Here is a 25,986-nt window from a genome sequence, read left to right on the forward strand (position 1 = left end):
GTACCCTTGTCAGTACAGCGGGCGTCAAATAGCGGGCGTCCACGACTGAAGGATCGAAACACCATGCTGATTGCTCAGCGTCCCTCGTTGACCGAAGAGGTCGTCGACGAATACCGCTCCCGGTTCGTGATCGAGCCGCTGGAGCCGGGCTTCGGCTACACCCTCGGCAACTCCCTGCGTCGGACCCTCCTGTCCTCGATCCCGGGTGCGGCGGTCACGTCCATCCGCATCGACGGTGTCCTGCACGAGTTCACCACCGTGCCGGGCGTCAAGGAGGACGTCACCGACCTCATCCTCAACATCAAGCAGCTGGTCGTCTCCTCGGAGCACGACGAGCCGGTCGTGATGTACCTGCGCAAGCAGGGCCCCGGCCTGGTCACCGCCGCGGACATCGCCCCGCCGGCCGGTGTCGAGGTGCACAACCCGGACCTGGTCCTCGCCACGCTCAACGGCAAGGGCAAGCTGGAGATGGAGCTGACCGTCGAGCGCGGCCGCGGCTACGTCTCCGCCGTCCAGAACAAGCAGGTGGGCCAGGAGATCGGCCGTATCCCGGTCGACTCCATCTACAGCCCCGTGCTCAAGGTCACCTACAAGGTCGAGGCGACCCGTGTCGAGCAGCGCACCGACTTCGACAAGCTGATCGTCGACGTCGAGACCAAGCAGGCCATGCGTCCGCGTGACGCCATGGCGTCGGCCGGCAAGACCCTGGTCGAGCTGTTCGGTCTGGCGCGCGAGCTCAACATCGACGCCGAGGGCATCGACATGGGCCCGTCCCCCACGGACGCCGCCCTGGCCGCCGACCTGGCGCTGCCGATCGAGGAGCTGGAGCTCACGGTCCGCTCCTACAACTGCCTCAAGCGTGAGGGCATCCACTCCGTGGGTGAGCTCGTGGCGCGCTCCGAGGCCGACCTGCTCGACATCCGCAACTTCGGTGCGAAGTCGATCGACGAGGTCAAGGCGAAGCTGGCCGGCATGGGCCTGGCCCTCAAGGACAGCCCGCCCGGATTCGACCCGACCGCCGCGGCGGACGCCTTCGGCGCCGATGACGACGCGGACGCGGGCTTCGTGGAGACCGAGCAGTACTAAGAGCTCGGGCCTTTCGGTCCGTACCCGGGTGCGGGTGTGCTGTGGCTGGTCGCGCAGTTCCCCGCGCCCCTTCCGGGAGCGCCCTTCGGGGCAGCTCCCGGTCTCTGACGGACAACCGTCTGCTCAGATACTGACCCCGGTACCTGATACGGCCGGGGCAGACACCAAGGAGAAGCACCATGCCGAAGCCCGCCAAGGGTGCCCGTCTGGGCGGCAGCGCTGCGCACGAGCGCCTCATGCTGCGCAACCTGGCCACCTCGCTCTTCGAGCACGGCCGCATCACGACGACCGAGGCCAAGGCCCGTCGTCTGCGTCCGTACGCGGAGCGTCTGGTGACCAAGGCGAAGAAGGGCGACCTTCACAACCGCCGTCAGGTCATGCAGCTGATCTCGGACAAGAGCGTCGTGCACACGCTCTTCACGGAGATCGCCCCGCGGTTCGAGAACCGTCCGGGTGGCTACACCCGTATCACCAAGATCGGTAACCGCCGTGGCGACAACGCGCCCATGGCCGTCATCGAGCTGGTGGAGGCGCTGACCGTGGCCCAGCAGGCCACCGGTGAGGCCGAGGCCGCGACCAAGCGTGCGGCCAAGGACGCGGAGGCGGCCACGGCTGCCGAGGCGGCCGAGGAGTCGAAGGACGCCTGAGTCCTGACCGACGTGTGAGCGGGTCCGCCCCTGGGGGCGGGCCCGCTTTCGCGTGCGCGGGGGCGGTGGCGGTGGCGGGCGGCCGTACGGCGGTGCGGGGCCCGGGGCGGGCCCGTGCGGAACGGCCGCCTGGGGTGTGAGGGAGGATTGGCGTCGTGAGTGACGAAGTGAAGCCCGGGTTCGTCCGGGTGCGGATGGACCTTTCCTACGACGGAAAGGACTTCTCCGGGTGGGCGAAGCAGGCCGGTGGCCGGCGCACCGTGCAGGGGGAGATCGAGGACGCGCTGCGCACCGTGACCCGGTCCCAGGAGACGTACGAGCTCACGGTCGCCGGGCGGACGGACGCGGGGGTGCACGCGCGCGGGCAGGTGGCGCACGTGGATCTGCCCGCCGCGCTGTGGGACGAGCACCGGGACAAGCTGCTGCGGCGGCTGGCCGGGCGGCTCCCCAAGGACGTGCGGGTCTGGCGGCTGGCCGAGGCGCCGTACGGCTTCAACGCGCGGTTCTCGGCGATCTGGCGGCGGTACGCGTACCGGGTGACCGACCACCACGGGGGCGTCGATCCGCTGCTGCGCGGCCATGTGCTGTGGCACGACTGGGAGCTGGACGTCGAGGCGATGAACGCGGCCTCGCGGCCGCTGCTGGGGGAGCACGACTTCGCCGCGTACTGCAAGCGGCGCGAGGGCGCGACGACGATCCGCACGCTGCAGGAGCTGAGCTGGTCGCGCGGGGCGGACGGGATCATCACGGCGACGGTGCGGGCGGACGCGTTCTGCCACAACATGGTGCGCTCGCTGGTGGGGGCGATGCTGTTCGTCGGCGACGGGCACCGGCCGGTGGAGTGGCCCGGGAAGGTGCTGGCCGCCGGGGTGCGGGACTCCGCGGTGCATGTGGTGCGGCCGCACGGGCTGACGCTGGAGGAGGTCGGCTACCCGGCCGACGAACTGCTGATGGCGCGCAACCAGGAGGCGCGCAACAAGCGGACGCTGCCCGGGGCCGGCGCGGGCTGCTGCTGAGCGCCGGCCCCCGCGGCCCTCGGGGCGCCGCCCGGCGGGGCGGCGCCCCCGGCGGCGGTCAGGACTTGCCGGCCTTCTTCTGCGCTTCCTTCAGCTGCTGCTCGGCGGCCTTCGCGGCCTGGTCCTTGCCGCGCTGGGTGATCTGGCTGAACGCGTAGGCGCCGCCGTCCCGGGCGATCTGCCGGGCCTTGGTCTCGTTGGCGGTGACGTCCTTGCCGTTGAGGTAGCCGGCGATGGTGAAGTAGGCGTAGCGGCCGGTGGCGTTGGTGGCCATCCGGCACTTGGTGCCCTGGCAGAAGTCCGCGGGGACGCCGGCGCCGGGCAGCGGCATGAGGTTCGCCCGGTTCTCGTTCATGACCTTGGCCGCCCTGGCGGGCGAGTCGAAGACCGCGACACCGATGGTGACGGCGACGCCGCCCTTGGCGTACGTGGCACGCAGCAGCTGCTTGCAGCCGTTGTGGGACAGCGAGGAGACCAGCGGACCCTGGGCGCCGGCGGTGCAGTCCTTGGTGCCGGCGGTGCGGGTGCGGGGGTAGGTGTGCTCGCCGACGACCATGCTCTTCTGCGGGAAGAGGGTGGCGGGGGTGAGCGGCGCCGTGTCCTTCTTCGGGTCGGAGATGAAGTCCCGCGGGTTGGGCGGGGGCGGCACGGAGACGTCGGGGAAGTTCGGCTTGTCGTCCGGCGCCGCGGCCTGGTCGGACGCCGTGGGCGACGCCGTCGGATTGCCGCCCGCGCCGCCGCTGCCACCGCTCAGGACGGCGACGGTGACGATGCCGGCCACCGCGAGGGCCGCCAGCGCTCCGCCGCCGATCCACAGCAGGCGTCTGCGGCGGGACCGCGCCTCGCTCTCCTCGGCGAGTGCGCTCCAGTCCGGCGTGGACGACGAGGAACCCCCGGGGCCGTCGAACGGCCCCCCTTGCCCAAAGCTCATGCCGCGCATCCTAATGGGGTTGGTGGAATGCGGAACGGGCGGTCACAATCCCGCTCATGGGACATCTTGAGGCCGGACATCTGGAGTACTGCCTGCCGGACGGGAGGGTCCTGCTGGGGGATGTGTCCTTCCGGGTGGGAGAGGGCGCGTCGGTCGCGCTGGTGGGCGCCAACGGCGCGGGCAAGACGACGCTGCTGCGCCTGATCGCGGGGGAGCTGCAGCCGCACGGCGGGGCGGTGACCGTCAGCGGCGGGCTGGGCGTGATGCCGCAGTTCGTGGGCTCGGTACGGGACGAGCGCACGGTGCGCGACCTGCTGGTCTCCGTGGCGCAGCCGCGGATCCGGCAGGCGGCGGCCGCGGTCGACGCCGCGGAGCTGGCGATGATGACCGCCGAGGGCGACGACGAGGCCGCGCAGATGGCCTACGCCCAGGCGCTCAGCGACTGGGCCGAGGCGCGCGGCTACGAGGCCGAGACGGCCTGGGACATCTGCACGACGGCGGCGCTGGGGATGCCGTACGAGAAGGCGCAGTGGCGCAAGGTGCGCACCCTGTCCGGGGGCGAGCAGAAGCGGCTGGTGCTGGAGTCGCTGCTGCGCGGCACCGACGAGGTGCTGCTGCTGGACGAGCCGGACAACTATCTGGACGTGCCCGGCAAGCGCTGGCTGGAGGAGCAGCTGCGCACCACCCGCAAGACCGTGTTGTTCGTCTCCCACGACCGGGAGCTGCTGGCCCGCGCCGCGGAGAAGATCGTCAGCGTCGAGCCGGGACCGGCGGGTTCCGACGTCTGGGTGCACGGCGGCGGCTTCGACACCTACCACCAGGCGCGCAAGGAGCGCTTCGCCCGCTTCGAGGAGCTGCGGCGGCGCTGGGACGAGAAGCACGCGCAGCTGAAGAAGCTGGTGGTCTCGCTGCGGCAGGCGGCCTCGGTCAGCCATGAGATGGCCTCGCGCTACGCGGCGGCGCAGACCCGGCTGCGGAAGTTCGAGGAGGCCGGGCCGCCGCCGGAGCCGCCGCGCGAGCAGGACATCACGATGCGGCTGCGCGGCGGGCGCACCGGCGTCCGGGCGGTGACCTGCGAGAACCTGGAGCTCACCGGCCTGATGAAGCCGTTCGACCTGGAGATCTTCTACGGCGAGCGGGTCGCGGTCCTCGGCTCCAACGGCTCCGGCAAGTCGCACTTCCTGCGTCTGCTGGCCGGCGACGAGGAGAACCCCGTCGCGCACACCGGCAGCTGGAAGCTGGGCGCCCGGGTCGTCCCCGGCCACTTCGCGCAGACCCACGCCCACCCCGAGCTGATGGGCCGGACCCTGCTCGACATCCTGTGGACCGAGCACGCCAGGGACAAGGGCCAGGCCATGTCGGCGCTGCGCCGCTACGAGCTGGAGCAGCAGGCCGAGCAGCGCTTCGAGCGGCTCTCCGGCGGCCAGCAGGCGCGCTTCCAGATCCTGCTGCTGGAGCTGTCCGGCACGACGGCCCTGCTGCTCGACGAGCCGACGGACAACCTGGACCTGGAGTCGGCGGAGGCGCTGCAGGAGGGGCTGGAGGCGTACGAGGGCACGGTGGTGGCGGTGACGCACGACCGGTGGTTCGCGCGGTCCTTCGACCGGTTCCTGGTGTTCGGCTCGGACGGGCTGGTCCGGGAGACGCCGGAGCCGGTGTGGGACGAGCGGCGGGTGGAGCGGCGGCGCTAGGCGGTCTCTCCGGGTGGCCGGGGCGGCACCGGCGGTGACGGTGCGGGGCGGCGGGACGGGGGCCGCGCGCCGGTCCGGGGGGCGTTTTGACCCCGCTGGGGACGGCCCGGTATTCTGCTGGTTCGTTATGCGTATTGGCTTGCTCTATCTCACGTGAGGGGCCCTTACGCCGGTCCCTGGGCCGATGACCAGCGGCGGACGATCGGGTTGCGTCACCCGTAGTGCCGCCCTGCTGCGTGATCGGCCACGGCGGCCAGTACAGGACCCATTCACTCAGAAGCGAAGGCTAAGACGTGCGTACGTTCAGCCCCAAGCCCGGCGATGTCCAGCGCCAGTGGCACATCATTGACGCGCAGGACGTTGTCCTGGGCCGTCTGGCCAGCCAGGCCGCGTCCCTCCTGCGGGGCAAGCACAAGCCGGTCTACGCGCCGCACGTTGACATGGGTGACTTCGTCATCATCGTCAACGCCGACAAGGTGCACCTGTCCGGCAACAAGCGGACCCAGAAGATGGCCTACCGCCACTCGGGCTTCCCGGGTGGTCTGCGCTCCGTCCGCTACGACGAGCTGCTCGACAAGAACCCCGAGAAGGCCGTCGAGAAGGCCATCAAGGGCATGCTCCCCAAGAACACCCTCGGCCGTCAGATGCTCTCGAAGCTGAAGGTCTACGCGGGCGCCGAGCACCCGCACGCTGCGCAGCAGCCGGTCCCGTTCGAGATCACCCAGGTCGCGCAGTAAGTCCGGCCACCCCCTAAGACGACAGAGAATTCTCAAGGAGCATCGTGGCTGAGACCACCCCCGAGACCCCGCTGGACGAGGTCGAGGAGTACACCACCGAGACCGAGGTCGTGGAGTCGGAGTACACCTCCGAGTCCCTCGCCTCCCGCTTCGGCGACCCGCAGCCCGCGGCCGGCCTGGGCCGTCGCAAGAACGCCATCGCCCGCGTCCGGATCGTCCCGGGCACCGGCCAGTGGAAGATCAACGGTCGCACCCTCGAGGGCTACTTCCCCAACAAGGTGCACCAGCAGGAAGTCAACGAGCCCTTCAAGGTGCTCGAGCTCGACAACCGCTACGACGTCGTGGCCCGCATCTCCGGCGGCGGCATCTCCGGCCAGGCCGGTGCGCTGCGCCTGGGTGTGGCCCGTGCGCTGAACGAGGCGGACGTGGACAACAACCGCGGCGCGCTGAAGAAGGCCGGATTCCTCAAGCGTGACGACCGTGCGGTCGAGCGCAAGAAGGCCGGTCTGAAGAAGGCCCGTAAGGCGCCGCAGTACAGCAAGCGCTAACCGCGCGCGCTGCACCATGCAGCTCTTGGCGAACGCCCCGGTGGCACCTCCGTGCTGCCGGGGCGTTCGGCTATCCGGGACCAGGGGCGTATACCTGGACTTCATGCTCTGGTCCAAGCTCATCTACTCGGAGGACACCAGTGGGACGACTCTTCGGCACTGACGGTGTGCGCGGTGTCGCCAATGCGGACCTGACGGCGGAGCTGGCGCTCGGTCTGTCGGTCGCTGCGGCGCATGTACTCGCCGAAGCCGGCACCTTCGAAGGTCACCGGCCGGTGGCGGTGGTCGGACGCGATCCACGCGCGTCCGGTGAGTTCCTGGAGGCCGCGGTCGTCGCGGGCCTGGCCAGCGCCGGCGTGGACGTGCTGCGGGTGGGTGTGCTCCCGACCCCGGCGGTCGCCTATCTGACCGGCTCGCTCGGCGCGGACCTCGGCGTGATGCTCTCCGCCAGCCACAACCCGATGCCCGACAACGGCATCAAGTTCTTCGCCCGCGGCGGCCACAAGCTCGCCGACGAGCTGGAGGACCGCATCGAGGAGACCTACCGGGCGCACAGCTCCGGTGAGCCCTGGGAGCGGCCGACCGGCGCCGGCGTGGGCCGGGTCACCGTCTACGACGAGGGTTTCGACAACTACGTCGCGCACCTCGTCGGCGTGCTGCCCAACCGCCTGGACGGGCTGAAGGTCGTCATCGACGGCGCCCACGGCGCGGCGGCGCGGGTCTCGCCCGAGGCGTTCGCGCGGGCCGGCGCCGAGGTCATCACGATCGGCACCGAGCCCGACGGCCTGAACATCAACGACGGCTGCGGCTCCACCCACCTGGGGCTGCTGCGCGCGGCCGTGGTCGAGCACGGCGCCGACCTCGGCGTCGCCCACGACGGCGACGCGGACCGCTGCCTGGCCGTGGACCGCGAGGGCAACGAGGTCGACGGCGACCAGATCCTGGCCGTCCTGGCGCTGGGGATGCGCGAGGCGGGGATGCTGCGCAAGAACACCGTCGTCGCCACCGTGATGTCCAACCTGGGCTTCAAGCTCGCCATGGAGCGCGCGGGCATCGACCTCGTGCGGACCGCGGTGGGCGACCGTTACGTCCTGGAGGAGATGAAGGCGCACGGCTTCGCGCTGGGCGGTGAGCAGTCCGGGCATGTGATCGTGCTCGACCACGCCACCACCGGCGACGGCACGCTGACGGGCCTGATGCTGGGTGCCCGGGTCGCCGCGACCGGCCGGTCGCTGGCCGAGCTGGCGGGCGTCATGGAGCGGCTGCCGCAGATCCTCATCAACGTCCCCGACGTCGACAGGACGCGGGTGGCCACCGCTCCCGAGCTGACCGCCGCGGTCGCCGAGGCCGAGCGGGAGCTGGGCGCCACCGGCCGGGTGCTGCTGCGGCCGTCCGGCACCGAGCCGCTGGTGCGGGTGATGGTGGAGGCCGCGGACATCGAGCAGGCGCGGGCGGTGGCCGAGCGGCTGGCCGACGCGGTCAAGTCCGCGCTGGGCTAGCCCGGCCCTGTCCTGGCACGGCGAAGGCCCCGGTCCCTGTACGGGGCGGGGCCTTCGCCGTGGGCCGGGTTCGCGGCGCGGGGGCTAGCCGGTCCGCGGACCGGTGTGGTGCCGGGCCCACAGGAGCTTCTGGGTGACCAGGGTGAGGGTGCCGGCGAGCACGATGCCCGCCAGGTTCAGCCCGAGCTGGGTGGAGGAGCCCCAGGTCTGCGCGTAGTCGCCGTAGGTGAAGGCGACCGCGGCGTTGGCGGCGGCGGGGACGGTCGTCACGGAGATCGCCACGCCCACCAGAGCACCGGACTTCGCCGAGGTCAGCGAGAGGGTGCCGGCGACACCGGCGAGGAAGGCCACCACGAACGACATCCAGTCCGGCTGCCAGATGAACGACGTGTTGGGCCGCGGGCCCTCGACCTGGTGCTCCGTGAACAGTCCCACCGCGTCCATGAAGTAGCTGAAGCCGCAGGTCAGCACCATGGCCACGACGAAGCCGACGACCAGCGCCACCAGCGAGCGCCAGGCCAGCCGCGGGGCGCGCCGCACCAGGGCCGTGGAGATGCCGGCCAGCGGGCCGAACTCGGGGCCGACCGCCATCGCGCCGACGATCAAAATGGCGTTGTCCAGCACCACACCACAGGCCGCGATCATCGTCGCGAGGGCCAGGAACGCCAGATAGGTCGCGGAGAGCGTGGACTCCTCGTGGGTGGCGTCGGCCAGCGACTCCCATAGCACGGCGTCCGCGCCCTCGCCGGGCGCCTCGTCCTCCGCCCGGTCGGCGCGCCGGGACAGCGACAGGTCGATGTTCTCGATCGCGATCGACCCGGTGGTGTCGAGACCCGTCTCCCGCAGCCGGGCGAGCAGTCCGTCACCGGCCTCCCGGGCGACGTCGCACATCACCACGTCGCCCTGCGGGTCGCGGGCCGCCCCGCCGAGCACCACCAGATGGGTCACCCCCACCGTGGTCTCCAGCAGCCGGAGCACCTCGTCCGTGCGGTCCCCGGGAACGATCAGGCGTAGATGCAGCACGGCGGGCGACTCCCTAGAGCTTGCGCAGCGACAGGCGCTGCACCTTGTGGTCCGGTCCCTTGCGCAGCACCAGGTTGGCGCGGCCGCGGGTGGGGGCGACGTTCTGCTGCAGGTTGGGCTTGTTGACGGTGCGCCAGATCATGCGGGCGTAGTCGAGGGCCTCGTCCTCGGAGACCTGGGTGTACTTGCGGAAGTACGAGAACGGGTTCTGGAAGGCGGTCTCGCGCAGCTTGCGGAAGCGGCCGAGGTACCACTTCTCGATGTCCTCGGTGCGGGCGTCGACGTAGACGGAGAAGTCGAAGAAGTCGGCGAGACCGAGGCGGGTGCGGCCGTCCTTGCCGGGCAGCGCCGGCTGCAGGACGTTCAGGCCCTCGACGATGAGGATGTCGGGGCGGTGCACGGTCAGCCGCTCGCCGGGCACGATGTCGTAGATCAGGTGCGAGTAGACCGGCGCGGTCACCTCGGCCTTGCCGGCCTTCACGTCCGCGACGAAGCGGGTCAGCGCCCGCCGGTCGTAGGACTCCGGGAAGCCCTTGCGGGACATCAGGCCGCGGCGGTGCAGCTCGCCGTTGGGGAACAGGAAACCGTCGGTGGTGACCAGTTCGACCCGCGGGTGCTCGGGCCACCGGGCCAGCAGCGCTTGCAGCAGCCGGGCGGTGGTGGACTTCCCGACGGCGACGCTGCCGGCGACCCCGATGACGAACGGGGTGCCGGTCTGGGGGCCGCCGCCCGCGTCGCCGAGGAAGGTGTTCAGCGCGCCGCGCAGGTTGCTGGTGGCGCCGACGTAGAGGTTGAGGAGCCGGGACAGCGGGAGGTAGACGTCGCGTACCTCGTCGAGGTCGATGACGTCGCCCAGGCCCCGCAGCCGTTCGACCTCGTCGGCCGTCAGGGGCAGCGGGGTCTTCTCCCGAAGGGCGCTCCACTGCGCGCGCGTCAGATCGACGTACGGGGAGCGCTCGGCGCGGCGTCGTTGCTGCGGATCGGTCGTCAGGGGCACGGGCCCATTGTGCGCAGCCGCCACACGCCGTTCATCTTGGGGTGTCCCGGCGGCGTCCGGTGGGGAGGGTCTTGTGGATGTCGGGGACGGCTTGGGGGCCTTGCTGCCTGCGTGTCTGTACCCGGCGGATATTGCCCGGTACGGTCGGCGGCGGGGAGAGGCCCGGCTGCGGGCCGTGGACGAAACAAGGGGTGCGTGTGCGAGCGCGTAGGGCCGGCCTGCTGGGACAGCGGCCGTGGGGGAGGACCAGGGGCGCGGACGACGACCGGGCGGCGGAAGCCGCGTCGGACGGATTCGCCGCGCGGGTGTACGCGGAGCTCGCGGAGCAGCTCCCGGACGAGGACCTGGGCGAGGATCTCGACGACGTCCTGGAGGGCTTCGAGCCGGGCAGCGGCCCGGGGGCGGACGCGGAGGCGGACGAGGAGTTCCTGGACACCGTGCGCGAGGCGCACGCGCGGATAGCACGGGGGTATTGAGGGGCCCCGGCGTACGCTGCCCTCATGTGCGGAATCGTGGGATATGTGGGCGGGCAGAGCGCCCTGGACGTCGTCCTGGCCGGATTGAAGCGGCTGGAGTATCGCGGCTACGACTCGGCGGGTGTCGCCGTGCTGGCCGATGGCGGGCTGGCAGCGGCGAAGAAGGCCGGGAAACTCGCCAACCTGGAGAAGGAGCTGGCGGACCGTCCGCTGCCGGCCGGGGCGGCCGGTATCGGGCACACCCGGTGGGCCACCCATGGCGGGCCGACCGACGAGAACGCCCATCCGCATCTCGACAACGCCGGCCGGGTCTGCGTCGTGCACAACGGCATCATCGAGAACTTCGCCGGGCTGCGCGCCGAACTCACCGACCGCGGGCACGAGTTGGCGTCCGAGACGGACACCGAGGTCGTGGCGCACCTGCTCGCCGAGTCCTACTCGTCCTGCGGGGAGCTGGCCGAGGCGATGCGGCAGGTGTGCCGGCGGCTGGAGGGCGCGTTCACGCTGGTCGCGGTGCACGCCGATGAGCCGGACGTGGTGGTCGGCGCGCGCCGGAACTCGCCGCTGGTGGTGGGCGTCGGGGACGGCGAGGCGTTCCTCGCCTCGGACGTGGCGGCGTTCATCGCGCACACCCGGGAGGCGATCGAGCTGGGCCAGGACCAGGTCGTGGAGCTGCGCCGGGAGTCGGTGACGGTCACCGACTTCGAGGGGGCGCCCGCCGAGGTGCGCGAGTACCACGTCGACTGGGACGCCTCGGCCGCCGAGAAGGGCGGCTACGACTACTTCATGCTCAAGGAGATCGCCGAGCAGCCGAAGGCCGTGGCCGACACGCTGCTGGGGCGGATCGACGGGTCGGGCGTGCTGTCCCTGGACGAGGTGCGGATCCCGCCGGCGGTGCTGCGCGAGGTCGACAAGGTCGTGATCGTGGCGTGCGGCACGGCGTACCACGCGGGGATGATCGCCAAGTACGCGATCGAGCACTGGACGCGGATCCCCTGCGAGACGGAGCTGGCGAGCGAGTTCCGCTACCGCGACCCGATCCTGGACCGGCGGACGCTGGTGATCGCCATCAGCCAGTCCGGCGAGACCATGGACACCTTGATGGCGCTGCGCCACGCCCGTGAGCAGGGCGCCAAGGTGCTGGCCATCTGCAACACCAACGGCTCGACCATCCCGCGCGAGTCGGACGCGGTGCTGTACACCCACGCCGGGCCGGAGGTCGCGGTGGCCTCCACCAAGGCGTTCCTGACCCAGCTGGTGGCCTGCTACCTGGTGGCGCTGTACGTCGCGCAGGTGCGGGGCACCAAGTGGGGCGACGAGATCCGCGACGTGGTGCGCGAACTGGCGGCCATCGGCACCCAGGTCGAGCAGGTGCTCGGGACGATGGAGCCGGTGCGGGCGCTGGCGCGCTCCCTCGCCGACAAGAACACCGTGCTGTTCCTCGGCCGGCACGTGGGCTACCCGGTGGCGCTGGAGGGCGCGCTGAAGCTCAAGGAGCTCGCGTACATGCACGCCGAGGGCTTCGCGGCCGGGGAGCTCAAGCACGGGCCGATCGCGCTGATCGAGGACGACCTGCCGGTGGTGGTGGTCGTGCCGTCGCCGCGCGGACGGTCCGTCCTGCACGACAAGATCGTGTCGAACATCCAGGAGATCCGGGCCCGGGGCGCCCGGACCATCGTGATCGCGGAGGAGGGCGACGAGACGGTGGTGCCCTACGCCGACCACCTGGTGCGCATCCCCCGGACGCCGGTGCTGCTGCAGCCGCTGGTGTCCACCGTCCCGCTGCAGGTGTTCGCCTGCGAGCTGGCCACCGCCCGTGGCAACGAGGTCGACCAGCCGCGCAACCTCGCCAAGTCGGTGACGGTGGAGTGATCATCGGAGTCGGGATCGACGTCGCGGAGATCGACCGCTTCGGCGCGGCGCTGGAGCGGACGCCGGAGCTGGCGCGCCGGCTGTTCCTCACCGAGGAGCTGCTGCTGCCCAGCGGCGAGCGCCGCGGCATCGCGTCGCTGGCGGCCCGCTTCGCCGCCAAGGAGGCGCTGGCCAAGGCGCTCGGCGCGCCGAGCGGGCTGCACTGGACCGATGCCGAGGTGTACGTCGAGGACAGCGGGCAGCCGCGGCTGCGGGTGCGCGGGACCGTCGAGGCGCGCGCCAAGGAGCTCGGGGTCCGCGGCTGGCACGTCTCGCTGAGCCATGACGCGGGGGTCGCCTCCGCCGTGGTGATCGCCGAGGCGTGAGACCGTACGGCGCCCGTTCCCGCCCGCCGGGGACGGGCGCCGTCCCCGCCCGGGGAAATCCGCCGCACCCCGCGGGCGAGGGGCGAGACTTGTCCGTATGAGGACTGCCTACAGCGTGGAGACCGTGCGGGCCGCGGAGCGGGAGCTCATGGCCCGCTTGCCCGAAGGGGCCCTGATGCAGCGGGCGGCGGCCGGACTGGCCGTCGCCTGCGCGGAGTTGCTGGGCCGGGTGTACGGCTCCCGGGTGGTGCTGCTGGTGGGCAGCGGCGACAACGGCGGGGACGCGCTGTACGCCGGCGCCCGGCTGGCGCGCCGCGGCGCCGGGGTGGCGGCCGTGCTGCTCTCGCCCGAACGGGCGCACCCCGGCGGGCTGGCCGCGCTGCGGGCGGCCGGGGGACGCGTCTCGGCCGACCCCGCGCGGGACCTCGCGCGGGCCGATCTGGCCGTGGACGGGATCGTCGGGATCGGGGGGCGGGGCGGGCTGCGCCCGGACGCCGCGCAACTGGTGCGCACGGCATGGGAGTCGGCGCCGGTGCTCGCCGTCGACCTGCCCAGCGGGGTGGACGCGGACAGCGGCGAGGTGCCCGGGGACGCCGTACGGGCCGACGCGACGGTGACGTTCGGCGCGTACAAGCCGGGGCTGCTGATCGACCCGGCGCGGGAGCGGGCCGGGGCGCTGCGGCTGGTCGACATCGGACTGGAGCTGCCGCGGGAGGCCGACGCGGAGGCGCTGCAGCACGCGGACGTGGCGGAGCTGCTGCCGCGTCCGGCGCCCGAGAGCGACAAGTACCGGCGGGGCGTGGTCGGGGTGGTCGCCGGGTCCGCGCGCTACCCGGGGGCGGCGGTGCTCGCGGTGGCGGGCGCGCTGCGGGGCGGCGCGGGGGCCGTGCGCTATGTCGGGCCGGCCGCCGAGGCGGTGCTCGCGCGGTTCCCGGAGACGCTGGTGCACGCCGGGCCGCCCGACAAGGCCGGCCGGGTGCAGGCGTGGGTGATCGGCCCCGGCCTCGGCGACGAGTCGGACGCGCTGGACGACGTGCTCGCGGCGGAGGTCCCGGTGCTGGTGGACGCGGACGGGCTGCGGTTCCTGACCCCGGAGCGGGTCCGGGCGCGGACGGCCGGGACGCTGCTGACGCCGCACGCCGGGGAGGCCGCCGCGCTGCTCGGACGCGGACGCGAGGAGGTCGAGGCGGCCCGGCTCGTCTGCGTACGGGAGTTGGCGGCGCGCTACGGCGCCACGGTGCTGCTCAAGGGCTCGACGACGCTGGTGGCGGACGCGCGGGGGCCGGTGCGGGTCAACCCCACCGGGACCGGCTGGCTGGCGACGGCCGGGAGCGGGGACGTGCTGTCGGGGCTGACGGGCTCGCTGCTCGCCGCGGGACTGGCCACGCGGGACGCGGGATCGGCCGGTGCGTACCTGCACGGGCTGGCGGCCCGCCGGGCGGCCGGGCCGGCCGGCGCGCCGATCCTGGCCTCGGAGGTGGCGGCCCATCTCCCCGACGCCTGGCGCGATGTGACGGAGTGACAGGAGGTGGCGGGCCGGCGTTACGCCCCGCGGGGGAATGGCGCGGGCACCAGGGCGAACCTGGCGCCCGTGGCGCGGGGCGGGCGCGCGGCCACGGCATGCGTCAGGGCATGAAACGCACTCTTCCCGCGCTGCTGGTCTGCGCCTCGCTGCTCGTCGTCGCCGGGCCGCCCGCGGTGGCCGCGGCGCCGTCGCCCACCGCGCGTGCGGTCCCGGGGGCCGCCCCGTACCCGGCCTACGACCTGGTCCCCGGCCTCGCGCGCGAGCTGCGCGCGGCGGCGCGGGAGACCCCGGGACGGGCGCACACGCGCGGGCAGCGGTGGCACATCGAGCGCGTGCCGCGGCCCGAGGCGGTGCGCCCCGGCGCCGAGACGGCGTGCAGCCGGTCCACCGGGCCCTACCAGCGGCAGGCGGAGCGCTATCTGGGGCGGCAGGCGGACGGGCGGCAGAGCACGGGGGACTGCCGGGCGATCCGGCGGTTCCAGCGGGCGCACCGCATCGCGCCGGCGACCGGGTTCGCCGGGCCGGTCACCGGGCAGATGGTGCGGCTGATGAAGGCCGGGAAGGACCCCAACCGGGCCGGCCACTGCCCCGACCGCCCGGAGCGGACCGTGTGCGCCGATCTGAACCGGCAGCTGCTGTGGGTCCAGCAGGACGGGCGGGTGATCTTCGACCCGGTCGTGATGCGCTCCGGCGCGCCGACGATGGAGACCCGTACCGGTACGTACCGCATCTATCTGCGCCACCGGCACCACATTTCGAACCTGTACCACACGTCCATGCCGTTCGCGCAGTTCTTCGACCGCGGGGAGGCGCTGCACGCCGTCTACGACGACATCTACCAGGGTCCGGGCTCGCACGGCTGCCTCAACCTCACATGGGAGGACGCGCGGAAGCTGTGGGATCTGCTGAAGAAGGGGGACATCGTGTACGTCTGGGGGCGGAAACCCGGCGTGTGAGCGCGGTTTCCCCGCCCGTCCCCCGGGGTGTCGGGGCGGCGCCTGCGACACTGAGGGGGATGAACGAGACAGCGAAGCGTGCCCGTGCCGCCATCGACGTCGCCGCCGTGCGGTCGAACGTCGGCGCGCTGCGGGCCCGTGCACCCCGGGCCGAGCTGATGGCCGTGGTCAAGTCCGACGGCTACGGCCACGGCGCGGTGCGCTGCGCGCGCGCCGCCCGTGAGGCCGGTGCGGGCTGGCTGGGCACGGCCCTGCCCGAGGAGGCGTTCGCGCTGCGCGCGGCCGGTGACACCGGGCGCCTGATGTGCTGGCTGTGGACGCCGGGCGGCCCCTGGCGGCGGGCGGTCGAGGAGGACATCGACGTCGCGGTGAGCGGGCTGTGGGCGCTGCGCGAAGTGACCGCGGCCGCCCGGGAATGCGGCCGCACGGCCCGCGTCCAGCTCAAGATCGACACCGGGCTCGGCCGCAACGGCTGCCCGCCCGCCGACTGGCCCGAACTCACCGCGGCGGCCCGCGCCGCCGAGGCCGAGGGCGCGCTGACCGTCACCGGCGTCTGGTCGCACTTCGCCTGCGCCGACGAGCCCGGCCACCCCTCGATCGCCGCCCAGCTGGACGTCTTCCACGCGGCGCTCAAGACCGCCGAGACGGCCGGACTGCGCCCCGAGGTGCGGCACATCGCCAACACCCCGGCGCTGCTGACGCTGCCCGAGGCGCACTTCGACCTGGTCCGCACCGGCATCGGCATCTACGGGATCTCGCCCGGCCCCGAACTCGGCACCTCCCGGGAACTCGGGCTGCGGCCGGCGATGACGCTGGAGGCCGCGCTCGCCTCCGTCAAGCGGGTGCCCGGCGGCCACGGCGTGTCGTACGGCCACCAGTACACGACGCCCGGGGAGACCACCCTGGCGCTGGTCCCGCTGGGCTACGCCGACGGCATCCCGCGGCACGCCTCCGGCGTCGGCCCCGTGCTGATCGCCGGCAGGTGGCGGACCGTCGCCGGGCGGATCGCGATGGACCAGTTCGTCGTCGACCTGGGCGGCGAGCACGCCGAGCCGGGCGACACGGCCGTGCTCTTCGGCCCCGGGGACCGCGGCGAGCCGACCGCGGAGGACTGGGCCAGGGTGGCCGGAACCATCGGGTATGAGATCGTCACCCGGATCGGATCCCGCGTGCCGCGCGTCTATGTGGACAGCGGCACACGGAGCCAGGCCGAAGGAGACAGCGCGCTCGCGGGGGGTACGGCATGACCGACGGACACGAGGCCGCCGCGCAGGCGGTCGAGACGGCGGCCGAGGTGGCCGGCAACTGGGCACGCGCGGGCCGGCACGCCGGGTTCGCCGGCGCCGCGATCGGCGTGGTCGCGGCGGGCGCCGCGGCCGGGGTGGCGATAGAGCGGCTGACGGTCGGCCGCGGCATGCGGCGCCGCGCCCGGCTCGCCCTGGACGCCGCCGGCCCCTACGGCACGCTGCGCGGCACCCCGGGCGCCGCGGTCGCCGAGGACGGCACCGAGCTGTACTACGAGGTCGACGAGCCGGGCCCGCCGGAGAAGGACGACGCGGGCAGGTCCGCGGTGAACGGCAAGCATCCCAAGCACGGCAGGAACGACCGGTCCGCCAAGCCGGTCCGCGGCAAGGAGGCCCGCGCCGCGCAGGAGGCCCACGGCGGCCTGCGCAAGCGGCTGACGGCGGCGCTGGGCCGGCGCTCGCAGGCCCCCACGGTCGTCTTCAGCCACGGCTACTGCCTGAGCCAGGACTCCTGGCACTTCCAGCGCTCCGCGCTGCGCGGCACGGTGCGCACCGTCCACTGGGACCAGCGCAGCCACGGCCGCTCCTCGCGCGGCCACGGCCAGATCGACGGTACGGAACCGGTCACCATCGACCTGCTGGGCCGGGACCTGAAGGCGGTGCTGGACGCCGCGGTGCCCGAGGGGCCGATCGTGCTGGTCGGGCACTCCATGGGCGGGATGACGGTGATGGCGCTGGCCGACCAGTTCCCCGAGTACGTCGCGGAGCGGGTGGTCGGGGTGGCCCTGATCGGCACCTCCGCCGGCCGGCTCAGCGAGGTCGGCTTCGGGCTGCCGTCCATGGGCGTCAAGGCCTTCCACTGGCTCGCGCCGGGCGTCCTCAAGGCGCTGGGCTGGCAGCGCGAGATCGTCGAGCGGGGCCGGCGGGCCACCGCCGACCTCTTCGCCGGGCTGGTCAAGCGGTACTCGTTCGGGACGCCCGAGAAGGTGGACCCGGGCATCGCCCGCTTCGGCGAGCGGCTGATCGAGGCGACCCCGATCGACGTGGTCGCCGAGTTCTTCCCGGCGTTCGCGGTGCACGACAAGACCGAGGCGCTGGTGGCCTACGACGCGGTGCCCGCGCTGGTGCTCGCCGGGGAGAGCGATCTGATCACCCCCGCCGACCACAGCCGGACGATCGCCGAGGTGCTGCCCCACGCGGAGCTGGTGTGCGTCCCCGGTGCCGGGCACCTGGTGATGCTGGAGCGGCCCGAGCTGGTGAACGAGCACCTGGTGTCGCTGGTGGAGCGGGCGAGCGCGGCGGCCCGCAGCTCGCGCCACGCCCGCGCCTGAGGCCACGGGCCTGCCGGGCAGCGGCCGGGCAGCCCGTCGCGCCGGGTCCGCCGGGGAGCGGGCCGGGCGGGCGCGGCCGGCAGCGGTCGCGCCGGGGCGTCGTACGCGAGTGGGCCGGGCCCCGTCGGGCGGGACGTACCATTTGCGGCATGAGCACCACCGGAGCGATTGCGCACGTGACCGTCAAGTCTCCCGAACAGATGCAGGAGTTGGGCCGCCGGCTGGCCCCGCTGCTGCGCCCCGGCGACCTGGTGCTGCTCACCGGTGAGCTGGGCGCCGGCAAGACCACGCTGACCCGCGGCCTGGGGGAGGGGCTGGGCGTGCGCGGCGCCGTGACCTCGCCCACCTTCGTCATCGCCCGGGTGCACCCCCCGCTGACCGGCGGCCCCGCGCTGGTGCACGTCGACGCCTACCGGCTCGGCGGCGGGCTGGACGAGATGGAGGACCTGGACCTCGATGTCTCGCTGCCGGAGTCGGTGGTGGTCGTGGAGTGGGGCGAGGGCAAGGTCGAGGAGCTGTCCGAGGACCGGCTGCACGTGGTCATCGGGCGTGCCGTGGGGGCCGAGGCGCCGGGCGGCGCGGACGGGCTCGTCGCGGACGACGTGGACGATGTGCGCGAGGTGACGGTCACCGGCCTCGGCGCGCGCTGGGCGGACGCCGGCCTGCCCGCGCTGGAGACCTGCTGACTCCGGCCCCGCCCGGGATCTGCCGGGGCGCCCCGGGCCCGCCGGCGGCGGGGAAGGCGGCCCGAGCGGCGCGGACCCGCGCGCCGGCGATCCCGCCACTCCTCCCGGTAGTTTCCGACAAGCCGTCGGTAAGATGTTGCGTACCCGGTGCCGGGCGTGGTGACATGGGTGGAGACCCCAGTTAGGTCTGCCTAAGTAGCGAGCCTGGCTTCTTCGCTCGTCCCAGGAGCCCCGGGAGGCGTCCATGTCGGCCCACCAGCCCTCCCCCACGCCCGAAGGGCGCGGGAGTGCCCCCTTCGCGGCGGACGGGCGCGTCGAGCACGAGGCGCGCGAGACGCCGACCATGAACGAACTGCTCGCGGCCTGCGCCGCGGCCAGCGCCGTCTCCACACCCCCCGACGCCGCAGGTGAGGCCCGTCAGGACGGACCCGGGGCGCCGGAAGCGGACGGCGCACGGGACGAGGAGCGCCCGGCGGGCCCGGGGACCGCGTCCACCGGCGGCCGCGACGCGGCGTAGCCCGTTAGGGCGAAGGGCGCACGGCCCCGCGCGGGGTCAGGAGACCACGGCGCGGTCAGGAGACCACGACGACCTTGGTGCCGTGCAGGGCGAAGTCCCACATCGCCTTGCCGTCCTCCCGCGACTCGCGGATGCCGCCGGTCTTCTTCGCCGAGCCCGGCTCGGGCAGGGAGCCGTCGACGGCCGCGCTGAAGCCGATGGTGACGCCGTCCACCGAGGCGAACCGCACCACGTGCTCGATGGCGATGCCGTCCGACCCCGTGACGCTCACCGACCGCGAGGCGACCGCGTAGGCCCCCAGCGGCGGGCTCACCGCGCTCGGCGCGACCCGGTACGTGCGCAGCGCCTTGTCGTTCGCGCCCACCAGCCAGACCCGCTTGGCGTCCAGCGAGTAGACGATCCGCCGGCCCGTGCCGGACGCGTCGGGGACCGGGGCCGGGGCGGGGGCCTTGTCCTTCTTGTCCCGCTCGCGGTGACTCTTGGGCGTGCTGTGGTGGCCGGCCTTGCGGGCCTGGGTGAGGGTGTCCGGAGCGGACGCCGCGGCCTGGTAGCCGAGCACCCCGACCACGATCACGGCGGCCGTCGTCAGCGCGGTGACGATCGTGCTGCTCTTAGCGGGCACCGCTGTGCCACCTTTCCTCCCTCTCCCTGCCACCGGCGGGGAGCCCCGGGCCTTGGAACGCCGGGCTGCTTGCTGCTGGGCTACGGGGCGACGGTAGCACCGCGACGGGTACCGCCCGCCGAGCCGTAGTCTTGAGGGCGTGCTGCTGCTAGCTCTTGACACCGCCACCCCCGCCGTCACCGTCGCGCTCCACGACGGCACCCGGGTCCTCGCCGAGTCCCGCCAGGTCGACGCCCGCCGCCACGGCGAGCTGCTGCTGCCCGCCGTCGACCGGGTGCTGGCCGAGGCCGGACGGAAACTCGACGACGTCAGCGACATCGTGGCCGGCGTCGGCCCGGGGCCGTACACCGGCCTGCGGGTCGGCCTGGTGACCGCCGCGACCTTCGGGGCGGTGCTCGGCGTGCCCGTCCACGGCCTGTGCAGCCTGGACGGCCTCGCCCATGCCTCCGGGCTCACCGGGCCCTTCGTCGCGGCCACCGACGCCCGCCGCAAGGAGGTCTACTGGGCACGCTACGAGGCCGGCCCCGCGACGAGCGGCTCCGCGCCCCGCCTGATCACCCGCCTGAGCGAGCCCGCCGTCGACCGCCCCGCGGACATCGCCGACCAGGTGGCCGGCGTCCCGGCCGTGGGCGCGGGCGCCGTGCTCTACGACACCGTCTTCACCGGCCTGCGGCGCGAGGCCCCCGAGCACCAGTCCGCCGGGGCGCTGGCCGCGCTGGCCGTCGCGAAGCTGGCCGCGGGCGAGGAGCTGCCCGCCCCGCAGCCGATGTACCTGCGCCGCCCGGACGCCCAGGTGCCCGCCAACTACAAGGTGGTCACTCCCCGGTGACCACCCGCCCGTCGCCCGACCGGCGCCCCGCGGCCGCTGGGCAGGACGCGTCGCTGCGCGAGATGCGCTGGTGGGACATCGCGCCGGTGCTGGAGCTGGAGCGGGAGCTGTTCCCCGAGGACGCCTGGTCGCCGGGCATGTTCTGGTCCGAGCTGGCCCGTGCGCGCGGCCCGTACGCCACCCGCCGCTACCTCGTCGCCGAACTGGACGCGCCGCCGGGCGGCGGGCGGGGCGGCCGGCTGGTCGGCTACGGCGGGCTGGCCGCCGTCGACGGCACCGGCGACATCCAGACCATCGCCACCGCCCGCGAGATGTGGGGCACCGGCCTCGGCGCCCGGCTGCTGACCGAACTCCTCGGCGCCGCGACCGACTTCGAATGCCACGAGGTGCTGCTGGAGGTGCGGGTCGACAACCTCCGCGCCCAGCGCCTCTACGAACGCTTCGGCTTCGAGCCGATCGGCTTCCGCCGCGGCTACTACCAGCCCGGCAACGTCGACGCCCTCGTCATGCGCCGCACCACCCAGACCTCCTCCGAAGCACCCTCCGTACAAGGAACTTGAGAACCATGGCTGACTCACGCGGCGGACCGCTCGTCCTCGGCATCGAGACCTCCTGCGACGAGACCGGTGTCGGCATCGTCCGCGGCCACACCCTCCTCGCCGACGCCGTCGCCTCCAGCGTCGACGAGCACGCCCGCTTCGGCGGCGTGGTGCCGGAGGTGGCCTCGCGCGCCCATCTGGAGGCGATGGTCCCCACCATCCAGCGCGCCCTGAAGGACGCCGGGGTCGCGGCCAGCGACCTGGACGGGATCGCGGTCACCGCGGGACCGGGCCTGGCCGGCGCGCTGCTGGTCGGCGTCTCGGCCGCGAAGGCGTACGCCTACGCGCTGGGCAAGCCGCTCTACGGCGTCAACCACCTCGCCTCGCACATCTGCGTCGACCAGCTGGAGCACGGCCCGCTGCCCGAGCCCACCATGGCGCTGCTGGTGTCCGGCGGCCACTCCTCCCTGCTGCTGGCCCCGGACATCACCTCCGACGTACGGCCGCTGGGCTCGACGATCGACGACGCGGCCGGCGAGGCGTTCGACAAGATCGCGCGGGTGCTGAACCTCGGCTTCCCCGGCGGCCCGGTCATCGACCGCTACGCCCGCGAGGGCAACCCCGACGCGATCCGCTTCCCGCGCGGGCTGACCGGCCCCCGCGACCCGGTCTACGACTTCTCCTTCTCCGGCCTGAAGACCGCCGTGGCCCGCTGGATCGAGGCCAAGCGGGCGGCCGGCGAGGAGGTGCCGGTGGCGGACGTCTCGGCGTCCTTCCAGGAGGCCGTGGTGGACGTGCTGACCCGTAAGGCCGTCCGGGCCTGCAAGGACAACGGCGTGGACCACCTGATGATCGGCGGCGGCGTCGCGGCCAACTCCCGGCTGCGGGCGATGGCCCAGCGCCGCTGCGAGGACGCCGGGATCACCCTGCGGGTGCCGCGGCCCAAGCTGTGCACCGACAACGGCGCGATGGTCGCCGCCCTGGGCGCCGAGATGGTGGCGCGGGGCCGGTCCGCCTCCGCCTGGGACCTCTCCGCCGACTCGTCCCTGCCGGTCACCGAACCGCATGTGCCCGGCGAGGAGCCGGCCGCCGCGCACCACCACGACCACGACCACGTCCACGAGACGAGCAAGGACAACCTCTACTCCTGAGGCCGCCGCGAGGGCTCGTTTTGTCGTGTCGCGAGTCCTCGCCGCCGTCCCCGGCCCGAGCTGGGGCCAGAGGTCTTACCCTGGCAGGCAGCACCGGGCGCGCGCGTGGGGAGGCGGCAGGCTGTGGACTGGTTCTGGTGGGTCTTCATCTTCTTCATGGCGGGCGGCTTCGCGAAGGTCGCCGACACCGCCCGCACGGCGCTGCGCACGCGGCACGAACGCAAGATGGAGCGGCTGGAGACCGCCCGTCAGGATCGGCAGGAGCTGGCCGCGGCGCAGCAGCCGCCGCAGCCGGTGTGCGGCTGCACCCACCACCTCGCCAAGCATGACAAAAAGGGCAAGTGTCATGAGCTGGTGGAGGTCCCCGTCGCCTGGGACGCCGACCGCAAACCGGTGCAGTACGAGGCGGGCCAGTGCACCTGCCAGCAGTACATCGGACCGCAGCCGCTCTCCCAGATCTACGCCGAGGACCTCACCGACCTGGCCTGAGCGCCGCTCAGGGCGCGTCCGCGGCCGGGTGCCCCAGCAGCATCATGGGGGCGCCGGCCACCCGGGTCAGGAAGATCGTGCAGGAGTTGCGGCCGCCGCCGAGCTTCAGCTTCCTGCGCAGCTCCTCCGGCTCCACCGCCGAGCCCCGCTTCTTGATCACGGCGATGCCGACCTCGCGCTCCCGCATCAGCGCCTTGAGCCGCTTGACGTGGAACGGCAGCACATCGGTGATCGCGTAGGCGGTCGCGTACGGCGTTGCGGTCAGCCGGTCCGCGGTCAGGTACGCGATCGTCGGATCGATCAGCCGCCCGCCGATCTCCCGGGCCACGTCCGCGACCAGATGCGCGCGGATCACCGCCCCGTCCGGCTCGTACAGCCAGTCCCCGACGGGGCCCGGCTCGGGATCCGGCAGCCCCGCGCCCAGCAGCGAGTCCCCGCCCGGCAGCAGCGTGGCCCGGCGGCCGCCCGGCGCGATGCGGTCGGCGCCGCCATGCGCCGCGTCTTCCGCCCTGTGCGCCGCCGCGTCCTCCGCCGCGCCGAACCACACCACGGCTTCTTTGACGTCGCCCCCGTCCGAGATCCACTCCGTCTCGGCGTCCTCGGGCAGCGCCTCGTGCGGCACCCCCGGCGCGATCTTCAACGCCGCGACCGGTGCCTTACGGGCCGCCTCGACGGCCCACGACAGCGGCGGCGAGTACGCCTCGGGATCGAAAATCCGCCCACCCCGGGGCTTGCTGCGCCGCGCCGGATCGACGAACACCGCGTCGTATCCCGCCGTGTCGACCTCCGTCACGTCCGCGCAGCGCACCTCGATCAGCTCCGCGAGCCCCAGCGCCTCGGCATTGGCCCGCGCCGCCGCACAGGCCAGCGGGTCACGGTCGACGGCCAGCACCCGGATCCCCGCCCGGGCCAGCGCGAGCGCGTCGCCGCCGATGCCGCAGCACAGGTCCGCCAGCGACCGCACGCCCAGCGCCGCGAGGCGCTCCGCGCGGTGGGCGGCGACCGAGGCCCGGGTCGACTGCTCCACGCCGTTCGGCGTGAAGTACATCCGGCCCGCGTCCGCCCCGAACTTCGCTGCCGCGCGCTGCCGTAGCCGGGCCTGGCCCAGCGCGGCGGAGACCAGCGCGGCGGGGTACGTGCGCCGCAGCCGGGTGGCTGCCGCCAGCTCGTCCGACGGGGTGTGGTCCCGTAGCTCGGCCAGCAAGGTTTGGCCTTCGGCGGTCAGCAGGTCGGCGAAGGTGTCGGCATCGTTCACGATGCCAATTGTCTCCCCACGTTTTTGGCTTTCCCGCCGTGGGTTCCGCTGCGCTTTGCTTGCCGCGTTTTTGGCTTTCCCGCCGTGGGTCTGTCTCGCCGTGGCGCCTGCGGCGGGCGGGTCCGCTGCGCGGGGCTGTGGGTGCGGTGACGGGCCTGCGGGGCAGGGGTGTGGGACTGCTTCGCTTTACGTCCCACACCCCTGCCCCTCCGGCCCGTCCCCTCCCGTGAGTGAGTGAAGTGATCGTGAGTGGGTGCGGGCGTCGATCACAGCCGATTCCCTGCGCCGCAGCCATTTCCCGATGTCCACGGCCGCTTTTCCACGTCCACAACGCGCACCGGACCGCCCAGATCCACCCCCACCGGCCTTCTTTCCCTCCCCTCAACGGGAGGGGACGGGCCGGAGCGGGTGGGGTGCCGGACGTAAAGCGAAGCAGTCCGGCACCCCACCCGCGGAGGCCCGGCACCGGCACCCGAAACGCCCCGCGCAGCGGCACCGCCCGCCGCAGGCGCCACGCCGGGCGCACCCGCGCAGCGGGGCGAAACACGGCGAGCAACCACCACGGCGGGAAAGACAAAAGCGTGGGAAAAGATCAAACCGGCTCACGCCGCCGCTGCGCGTGATCGCTGATCCGCAACAGCAGGGCCACCATGACCCAGTTGGCGACCAGCGAGGAGCCCCCCTTGGCGAGGAAGGGGAGGGCCTTGCCGGTGAGGGGGATGAGGCCGGTGACGCCGCCGGCGACGACGAAGACCTGGAGGAGCAGGGCGCCGGAGAGGCCGACCGCGAGCAGCTTGCCGAACGGGTCGCGGGCGCTCAGGCCGACGCGGAGACCTCGCTGGGCGAGGAGTACGTAGAGCATGATCACGACCATCACGCCGGCCAGCCCCATCTCCTCGCCGACGGTGGTGAGGATGAAGTCGCTGTTGCCGGCGAAGCCGATCAGCTCGGGGTGGCCCCGCCCGAGCCCGCTGCCGGAGATGCCGCCGCTGCCGAAGCTGAACAGGGCCTCGCCGAGCTGGTTGGACATGCCCTCCGCGATGCCTTGCTTGGTGAAGGCCCGCATCGGGTCGAGCCAGGCGGTGACCCGGCCGTGGACGTGGGGTTCCAGGGAGCCGACGACGGCCGCGCCGACGACGGCCATCAGCAGGCCGCAGATCACCCAGCTGGTGCGGTTCGTGGCCATGTACAGCATGATCACGAAGACGCCGAAGAAGATCAGCGAGGTGCCGAGGTCCCGCTCGAAGATCAGCACCAGGAGGCTGATCGCCCAGATGGTGAAGATCGGCGCGAGCTGCCGCCCCGGGGGCAGTTGGATGCTCAGGACACGGCGCCCGGCCAGTGCCAGGGCGTCGCGGTTGACGGTGAGGTAGCCCGCGAAGAACACCGAGATCATGATCTTCACGAACTCGCCGGGCTGCAGGGACAGCGGCCCGAGCAGGATCCAGCGCTTGGCGCCGTACATGTCGGCGCCGAAGAAGGCCGGGGCCATCAGCAGCACCAGCGCGACGACCATCGTCAGGTAGATGTAGCGCTGCAGGACGCGGTGGTCGCGCAGCACCAGCAGGATGACGATGCAGACCGCCACCCCGATCACCGTCCACACCAGCTGCCCGCTCGCCGCCTCGGCGATCTTGAGCCGCGGCGTCTGCGCGTAGGTGAGGTCGAGGCGGTGCAGCAGCACCAGGCCGACGCCGGTCAGCAGCGTCGCCAGCGGCAGGATCAGCGGGTCGGCGCGGGGCGCGTAGCGGCGCAGGACCAGATGCGGCACCAGCGCCACGAAGAACATGCTGACGGCGAAGCCGGCCAGTCCGCCGGGCAGCCGGCCGGTCATGGACAGGCCGGTGCAGGCGTAGCCGAAGTCCGCGATCAGCACGGCGAGGGCGAGCAGCCATGCCTCGGTGCGCCGCCGGTCCGGTGCCCGGGCGAGCGCGGCGAACGTCATGGTGCGTTC

At 73.2% G+C, this 25,986-nt stretch carries 26 protein-coding genes; 20 read left to right on the forward strand and 6 right to left on the reverse strand.

The window, feature by feature from the left end; genetic code table 11:
• Positions 1–63: 63 nt before the first annotated feature.
• From K7396_RS20575 to truA, 3 genes are all read left to right on the forward strand, one after another.
• Positions 64–1,086, forward strand: coding sequence for a DNA-directed RNA polymerase subunit alpha (locus K7396_RS20575; protein WP_003956430.1), 1,023 nt, complete (start codon positions 64–66; stop codon positions 1,084–1,086).
• A 179-nt stretch (positions 1,087–1,265) separates the two neighbouring features.
• Positions 1,266–1,733, forward strand: a complete 468-nt coding sequence (gene rplQ / locus K7396_RS20580) for a 50S ribosomal protein L17 (RefSeq protein WP_086717626.1) — start codon at positions 1,266–1,268, stop codon at positions 1,731–1,733.
• A 155-nt stretch (positions 1,734–1,888) separates the two neighbouring features.
• Positions 1,889–2,749: a tRNA pseudouridine(38-40) synthase TruA gene (gene truA, locus K7396_RS20585; protein WP_086717628.1), complete on the forward strand. Its 861-nt coding sequence runs from the start codon at positions 1,889–1,891 to the stop codon at positions 2,747–2,749.
• Positions 2,750–2,807: 58 nt separating this feature from the next.
• Here truA and K7396_RS20590 read toward each other — a convergent pair whose 3' ends face one another.
• A complete protein-coding gene (locus K7396_RS20590) occupies positions 2,808–3,680 on the reverse strand; it encodes a hypothetical protein (protein WP_086717630.1) in 873 nt (290 codons plus the stop codon).
• Between the two features lie 56 nt (positions 3,681–3,736).
• On the opposite strand from K7396_RS20590, the gene K7396_RS20595 reads away from it, so the two are divergent.
• The 4 genes from K7396_RS20595 (at position 3,737) to glmM (ending at position 8,155) form a co-directional block, all read left to right on the forward strand.
• Complete coding sequence (locus K7396_RS20595; protein WP_086717633.1) at positions 3,737–5,371, forward strand: ABC-F family ATP-binding cassette domain-containing protein; 1,635 nt, start codon at positions 3,737–3,739, stop codon at positions 5,369–5,371.
• A gap of 293 nt (positions 5,372–5,664) precedes the next feature.
• The gene (gene rplM / locus K7396_RS20600; RefSeq protein ID WP_042155907.1) at positions 5,665–6,108 is read left to right on the forward strand and encodes a 50S ribosomal protein L13; all 444 of its coding nucleotides are present in this window, start codon (positions 5,665–5,667) and stop codon (positions 6,106–6,108) included.
• Between the two features lie 44 nt (positions 6,109–6,152).
• Positions 6,153–6,656, forward strand: a complete 504-nt coding sequence (gene rpsI, locus K7396_RS20605; RefSeq protein ID WP_086719508.1) for a 30S ribosomal protein S9 — start codon at positions 6,153–6,155, stop codon at positions 6,654–6,656.
• A 140-nt stretch (positions 6,657–6,796) separates the two neighbouring features.
• Positions 6,797–8,155: a phosphoglucosamine mutase gene (gene glmM, locus K7396_RS20610; protein WP_086719509.1), complete on the forward strand. Its 1,359-nt coding sequence runs from the start codon at positions 6,797–6,799 to the stop codon at positions 8,153–8,155.
• A gap of 84 nt (positions 8,156–8,239) precedes the next feature.
• On the opposite strand, the gene K7396_RS20615 is transcribed toward glmM, so the two are convergent.
• Both K7396_RS20615 and coaA read right to left on the reverse strand, forming a co-directional pair.
• Positions 8,240–9,178 carry a DUF389 domain-containing protein gene (locus tag K7396_RS20615; protein WP_086719510.1) on the reverse strand — a complete coding sequence of 313 codons (939 nt, stop codon included), beginning with the start codon at positions 9,176–9,178 and terminating at the stop codon, positions 8,240–8,242.
• Between the two features lie 13 nt (positions 9,179–9,191).
• The gene (gene coaA, locus K7396_RS20620) at positions 9,192–10,175 is read right to left on the reverse strand and encodes a type I pantothenate kinase (RefSeq protein WP_086719511.1); all 984 of its coding nucleotides are present in this window, start codon (positions 10,173–10,175) and stop codon (positions 9,192–9,194) included.
• 197 nt (positions 10,176–10,372) lie between these two features.
• On the opposite strand from coaA, the gene K7396_RS20625 reads away from it, so the two are divergent.
• The 9 genes from K7396_RS20625 to K7396_RS20665 all read left to right on the forward strand — a co-directional run bounded on the left by K7396_RS20625 (position 10,373) and on the right by K7396_RS20665 (position 19,147).
• Positions 10,373–10,651 carry a hypothetical protein gene (locus K7396_RS20625; protein ID WP_223660126.1) on the forward strand — a complete coding sequence of 93 codons (279 nt, stop codon included), beginning with the start codon at positions 10,373–10,375 and terminating at the stop codon, positions 10,649–10,651.
• Between the two features lie 24 nt (positions 10,652–10,675).
• Complete coding sequence (gene glmS / locus K7396_RS20630) at positions 10,676–12,523, forward strand: glutamine--fructose-6-phosphate transaminase (isomerizing) (RefSeq protein ID WP_086719513.1); 1,848 nt, start codon at positions 10,676–10,678, stop codon at positions 12,521–12,523.
• Entirely contained in the window at positions 12,520–12,888 is a 369-nt protein-coding gene (locus K7396_RS20635; RefSeq protein ID WP_086719514.1) for a holo-ACP synthase, read from the forward strand. The genes glmS and K7396_RS20635 overlap by 4 nt, the downstream gene beginning before the upstream one ends.
• Before the next feature lie 97 nt (positions 12,889–12,985).
• Positions 12,986–14,410, forward strand: coding sequence for an NAD(P)H-hydrate dehydratase (locus K7396_RS20640; protein WP_086719515.1), 1,425 nt, complete (start codon positions 12,986–12,988; stop codon positions 14,408–14,410).
• A 110-nt stretch (positions 14,411–14,520) separates the two neighbouring features.
• Positions 14,521–15,369, forward strand: coding sequence for a L,D-transpeptidase (locus tag K7396_RS20645; protein ID WP_223660128.1), 849 nt, complete (start codon positions 14,521–14,523; stop codon positions 15,367–15,369).
• A gap of 59 nt (positions 15,370–15,428) precedes the next feature.
• Complete coding sequence (gene alr / locus K7396_RS20650; RefSeq protein WP_086719517.1) at positions 15,429–16,616, forward strand: alanine racemase; 1,188 nt, start codon at positions 15,429–15,431, stop codon at positions 16,614–16,616.
• The gene (locus tag K7396_RS20655) at positions 16,613–17,944 is read left to right on the forward strand and encodes an alpha/beta fold hydrolase (protein ID WP_086719518.1); all 1,332 of its coding nucleotides are present in this window, start codon (positions 16,613–16,615) and stop codon (positions 17,942–17,944) included. The genes alr and K7396_RS20655 overlap by 4 nt, the downstream gene beginning before the upstream one ends.
• A 149-nt stretch (positions 17,945–18,093) precedes the next feature.
• On the forward strand, positions 18,094–18,630 hold the full coding sequence (gene tsaE, locus K7396_RS20660) for a tRNA (adenosine(37)-N6)-threonylcarbamoyltransferase complex ATPase subunit type 1 TsaE (RefSeq protein WP_086719519.1): 537 nt from the start codon (positions 18,094–18,096) through the stop codon (positions 18,628–18,630).
• A 244-nt stretch (positions 18,631–18,874) separates the two neighbouring features.
• On the forward strand, positions 18,875–19,147 hold the full coding sequence (locus tag K7396_RS20665; protein WP_086719520.1) for a hypothetical protein: 273 nt from the start codon (positions 18,875–18,877) through the stop codon (positions 19,145–19,147).
• Between the two features lie 55 nt (positions 19,148–19,202).
• On the opposite strand, the gene K7396_RS20670 is transcribed toward K7396_RS20665, so the two are convergent.
• Positions 19,203–19,769 (reverse strand): L,D-transpeptidase, encoded by a 567-nt coding sequence (locus K7396_RS20670; protein ID WP_086719521.1) that lies wholly within the window; start codon positions 19,767–19,769, stop codon positions 19,203–19,205.
• 139 nt (positions 19,770–19,908) lie between these two features.
• Here K7396_RS20670 and tsaB point away from each other — a divergent pair, with 139 nt between their 5' ends.
• The 4 genes from tsaB to K7396_RS20690 all read left to right on the forward strand — a co-directional run bounded on the left by tsaB (position 19,909) and on the right by K7396_RS20690 (position 22,777).
• Positions 19,909–20,598 (forward strand): tRNA (adenosine(37)-N6)-threonylcarbamoyltransferase complex dimerization subunit type 1 TsaB, encoded by a 690-nt coding sequence (tsaB, locus tag K7396_RS20675; RefSeq protein ID WP_086719522.1) that lies wholly within the window; start codon positions 19,909–19,911, stop codon positions 20,596–20,598.
• Between the two features lie 62 nt (positions 20,599–20,660).
• A complete protein-coding gene (rimI, locus tag K7396_RS20680) occupies positions 20,661–21,158 on the forward strand; it encodes a ribosomal protein S18-alanine N-acetyltransferase (RefSeq protein WP_086719526.1) in 498 nt (165 codons plus the stop codon).
• 5 nt (positions 21,159–21,163) lie between these two features.
• Positions 21,164–22,288, forward strand: a complete 1,125-nt coding sequence (gene tsaD, locus K7396_RS20685; RefSeq protein ID WP_086719523.1) for a tRNA (adenosine(37)-N6)-threonylcarbamoyltransferase complex transferase subunit TsaD — start codon at positions 21,164–21,166, stop codon at positions 22,286–22,288.
• A 123-nt stretch (positions 22,289–22,411) separates the two neighbouring features.
• Positions 22,412–22,777 (forward strand): hypothetical protein, encoded by a 366-nt coding sequence (locus tag K7396_RS20690; RefSeq protein WP_086719524.1) that lies wholly within the window; start codon positions 22,412–22,414, stop codon positions 22,775–22,777.
• 7 nt (positions 22,778–22,784) lie between these two features.
• Here K7396_RS20690 and K7396_RS20695 read toward each other — a convergent pair whose 3' ends face one another.
• Both K7396_RS20695 and K7396_RS20700 read right to left on the reverse strand, forming a co-directional pair.
• Positions 22,785–24,032 (reverse strand): class I SAM-dependent methyltransferase, encoded by a 1,248-nt coding sequence (locus tag K7396_RS20695; RefSeq protein WP_086719525.1) that lies wholly within the window; start codon positions 24,030–24,032, stop codon positions 22,785–22,787.
• 592 nt (positions 24,033–24,624) lie between these two features.
• On the reverse strand, positions 24,625–25,977 hold the full coding sequence (locus K7396_RS20700) for an FtsW/RodA/SpoVE family cell cycle protein (RefSeq protein ID WP_086721978.1): 1,353 nt from the start codon (positions 25,975–25,977) through the stop codon (positions 24,625–24,627).
• Between the last annotated feature and the right edge of the window lie 9 nt (positions 25,978–25,986).

The sequence above is a fragment of the Streptomyces angustmyceticus genome (assembly GCF_019933235.1).
GTDB classification, from domain to species: domain Bacteria; phylum Actinomycetota; class Actinomycetes; order Streptomycetales; family Streptomycetaceae; genus Streptomyces; species Streptomyces angustmyceticus.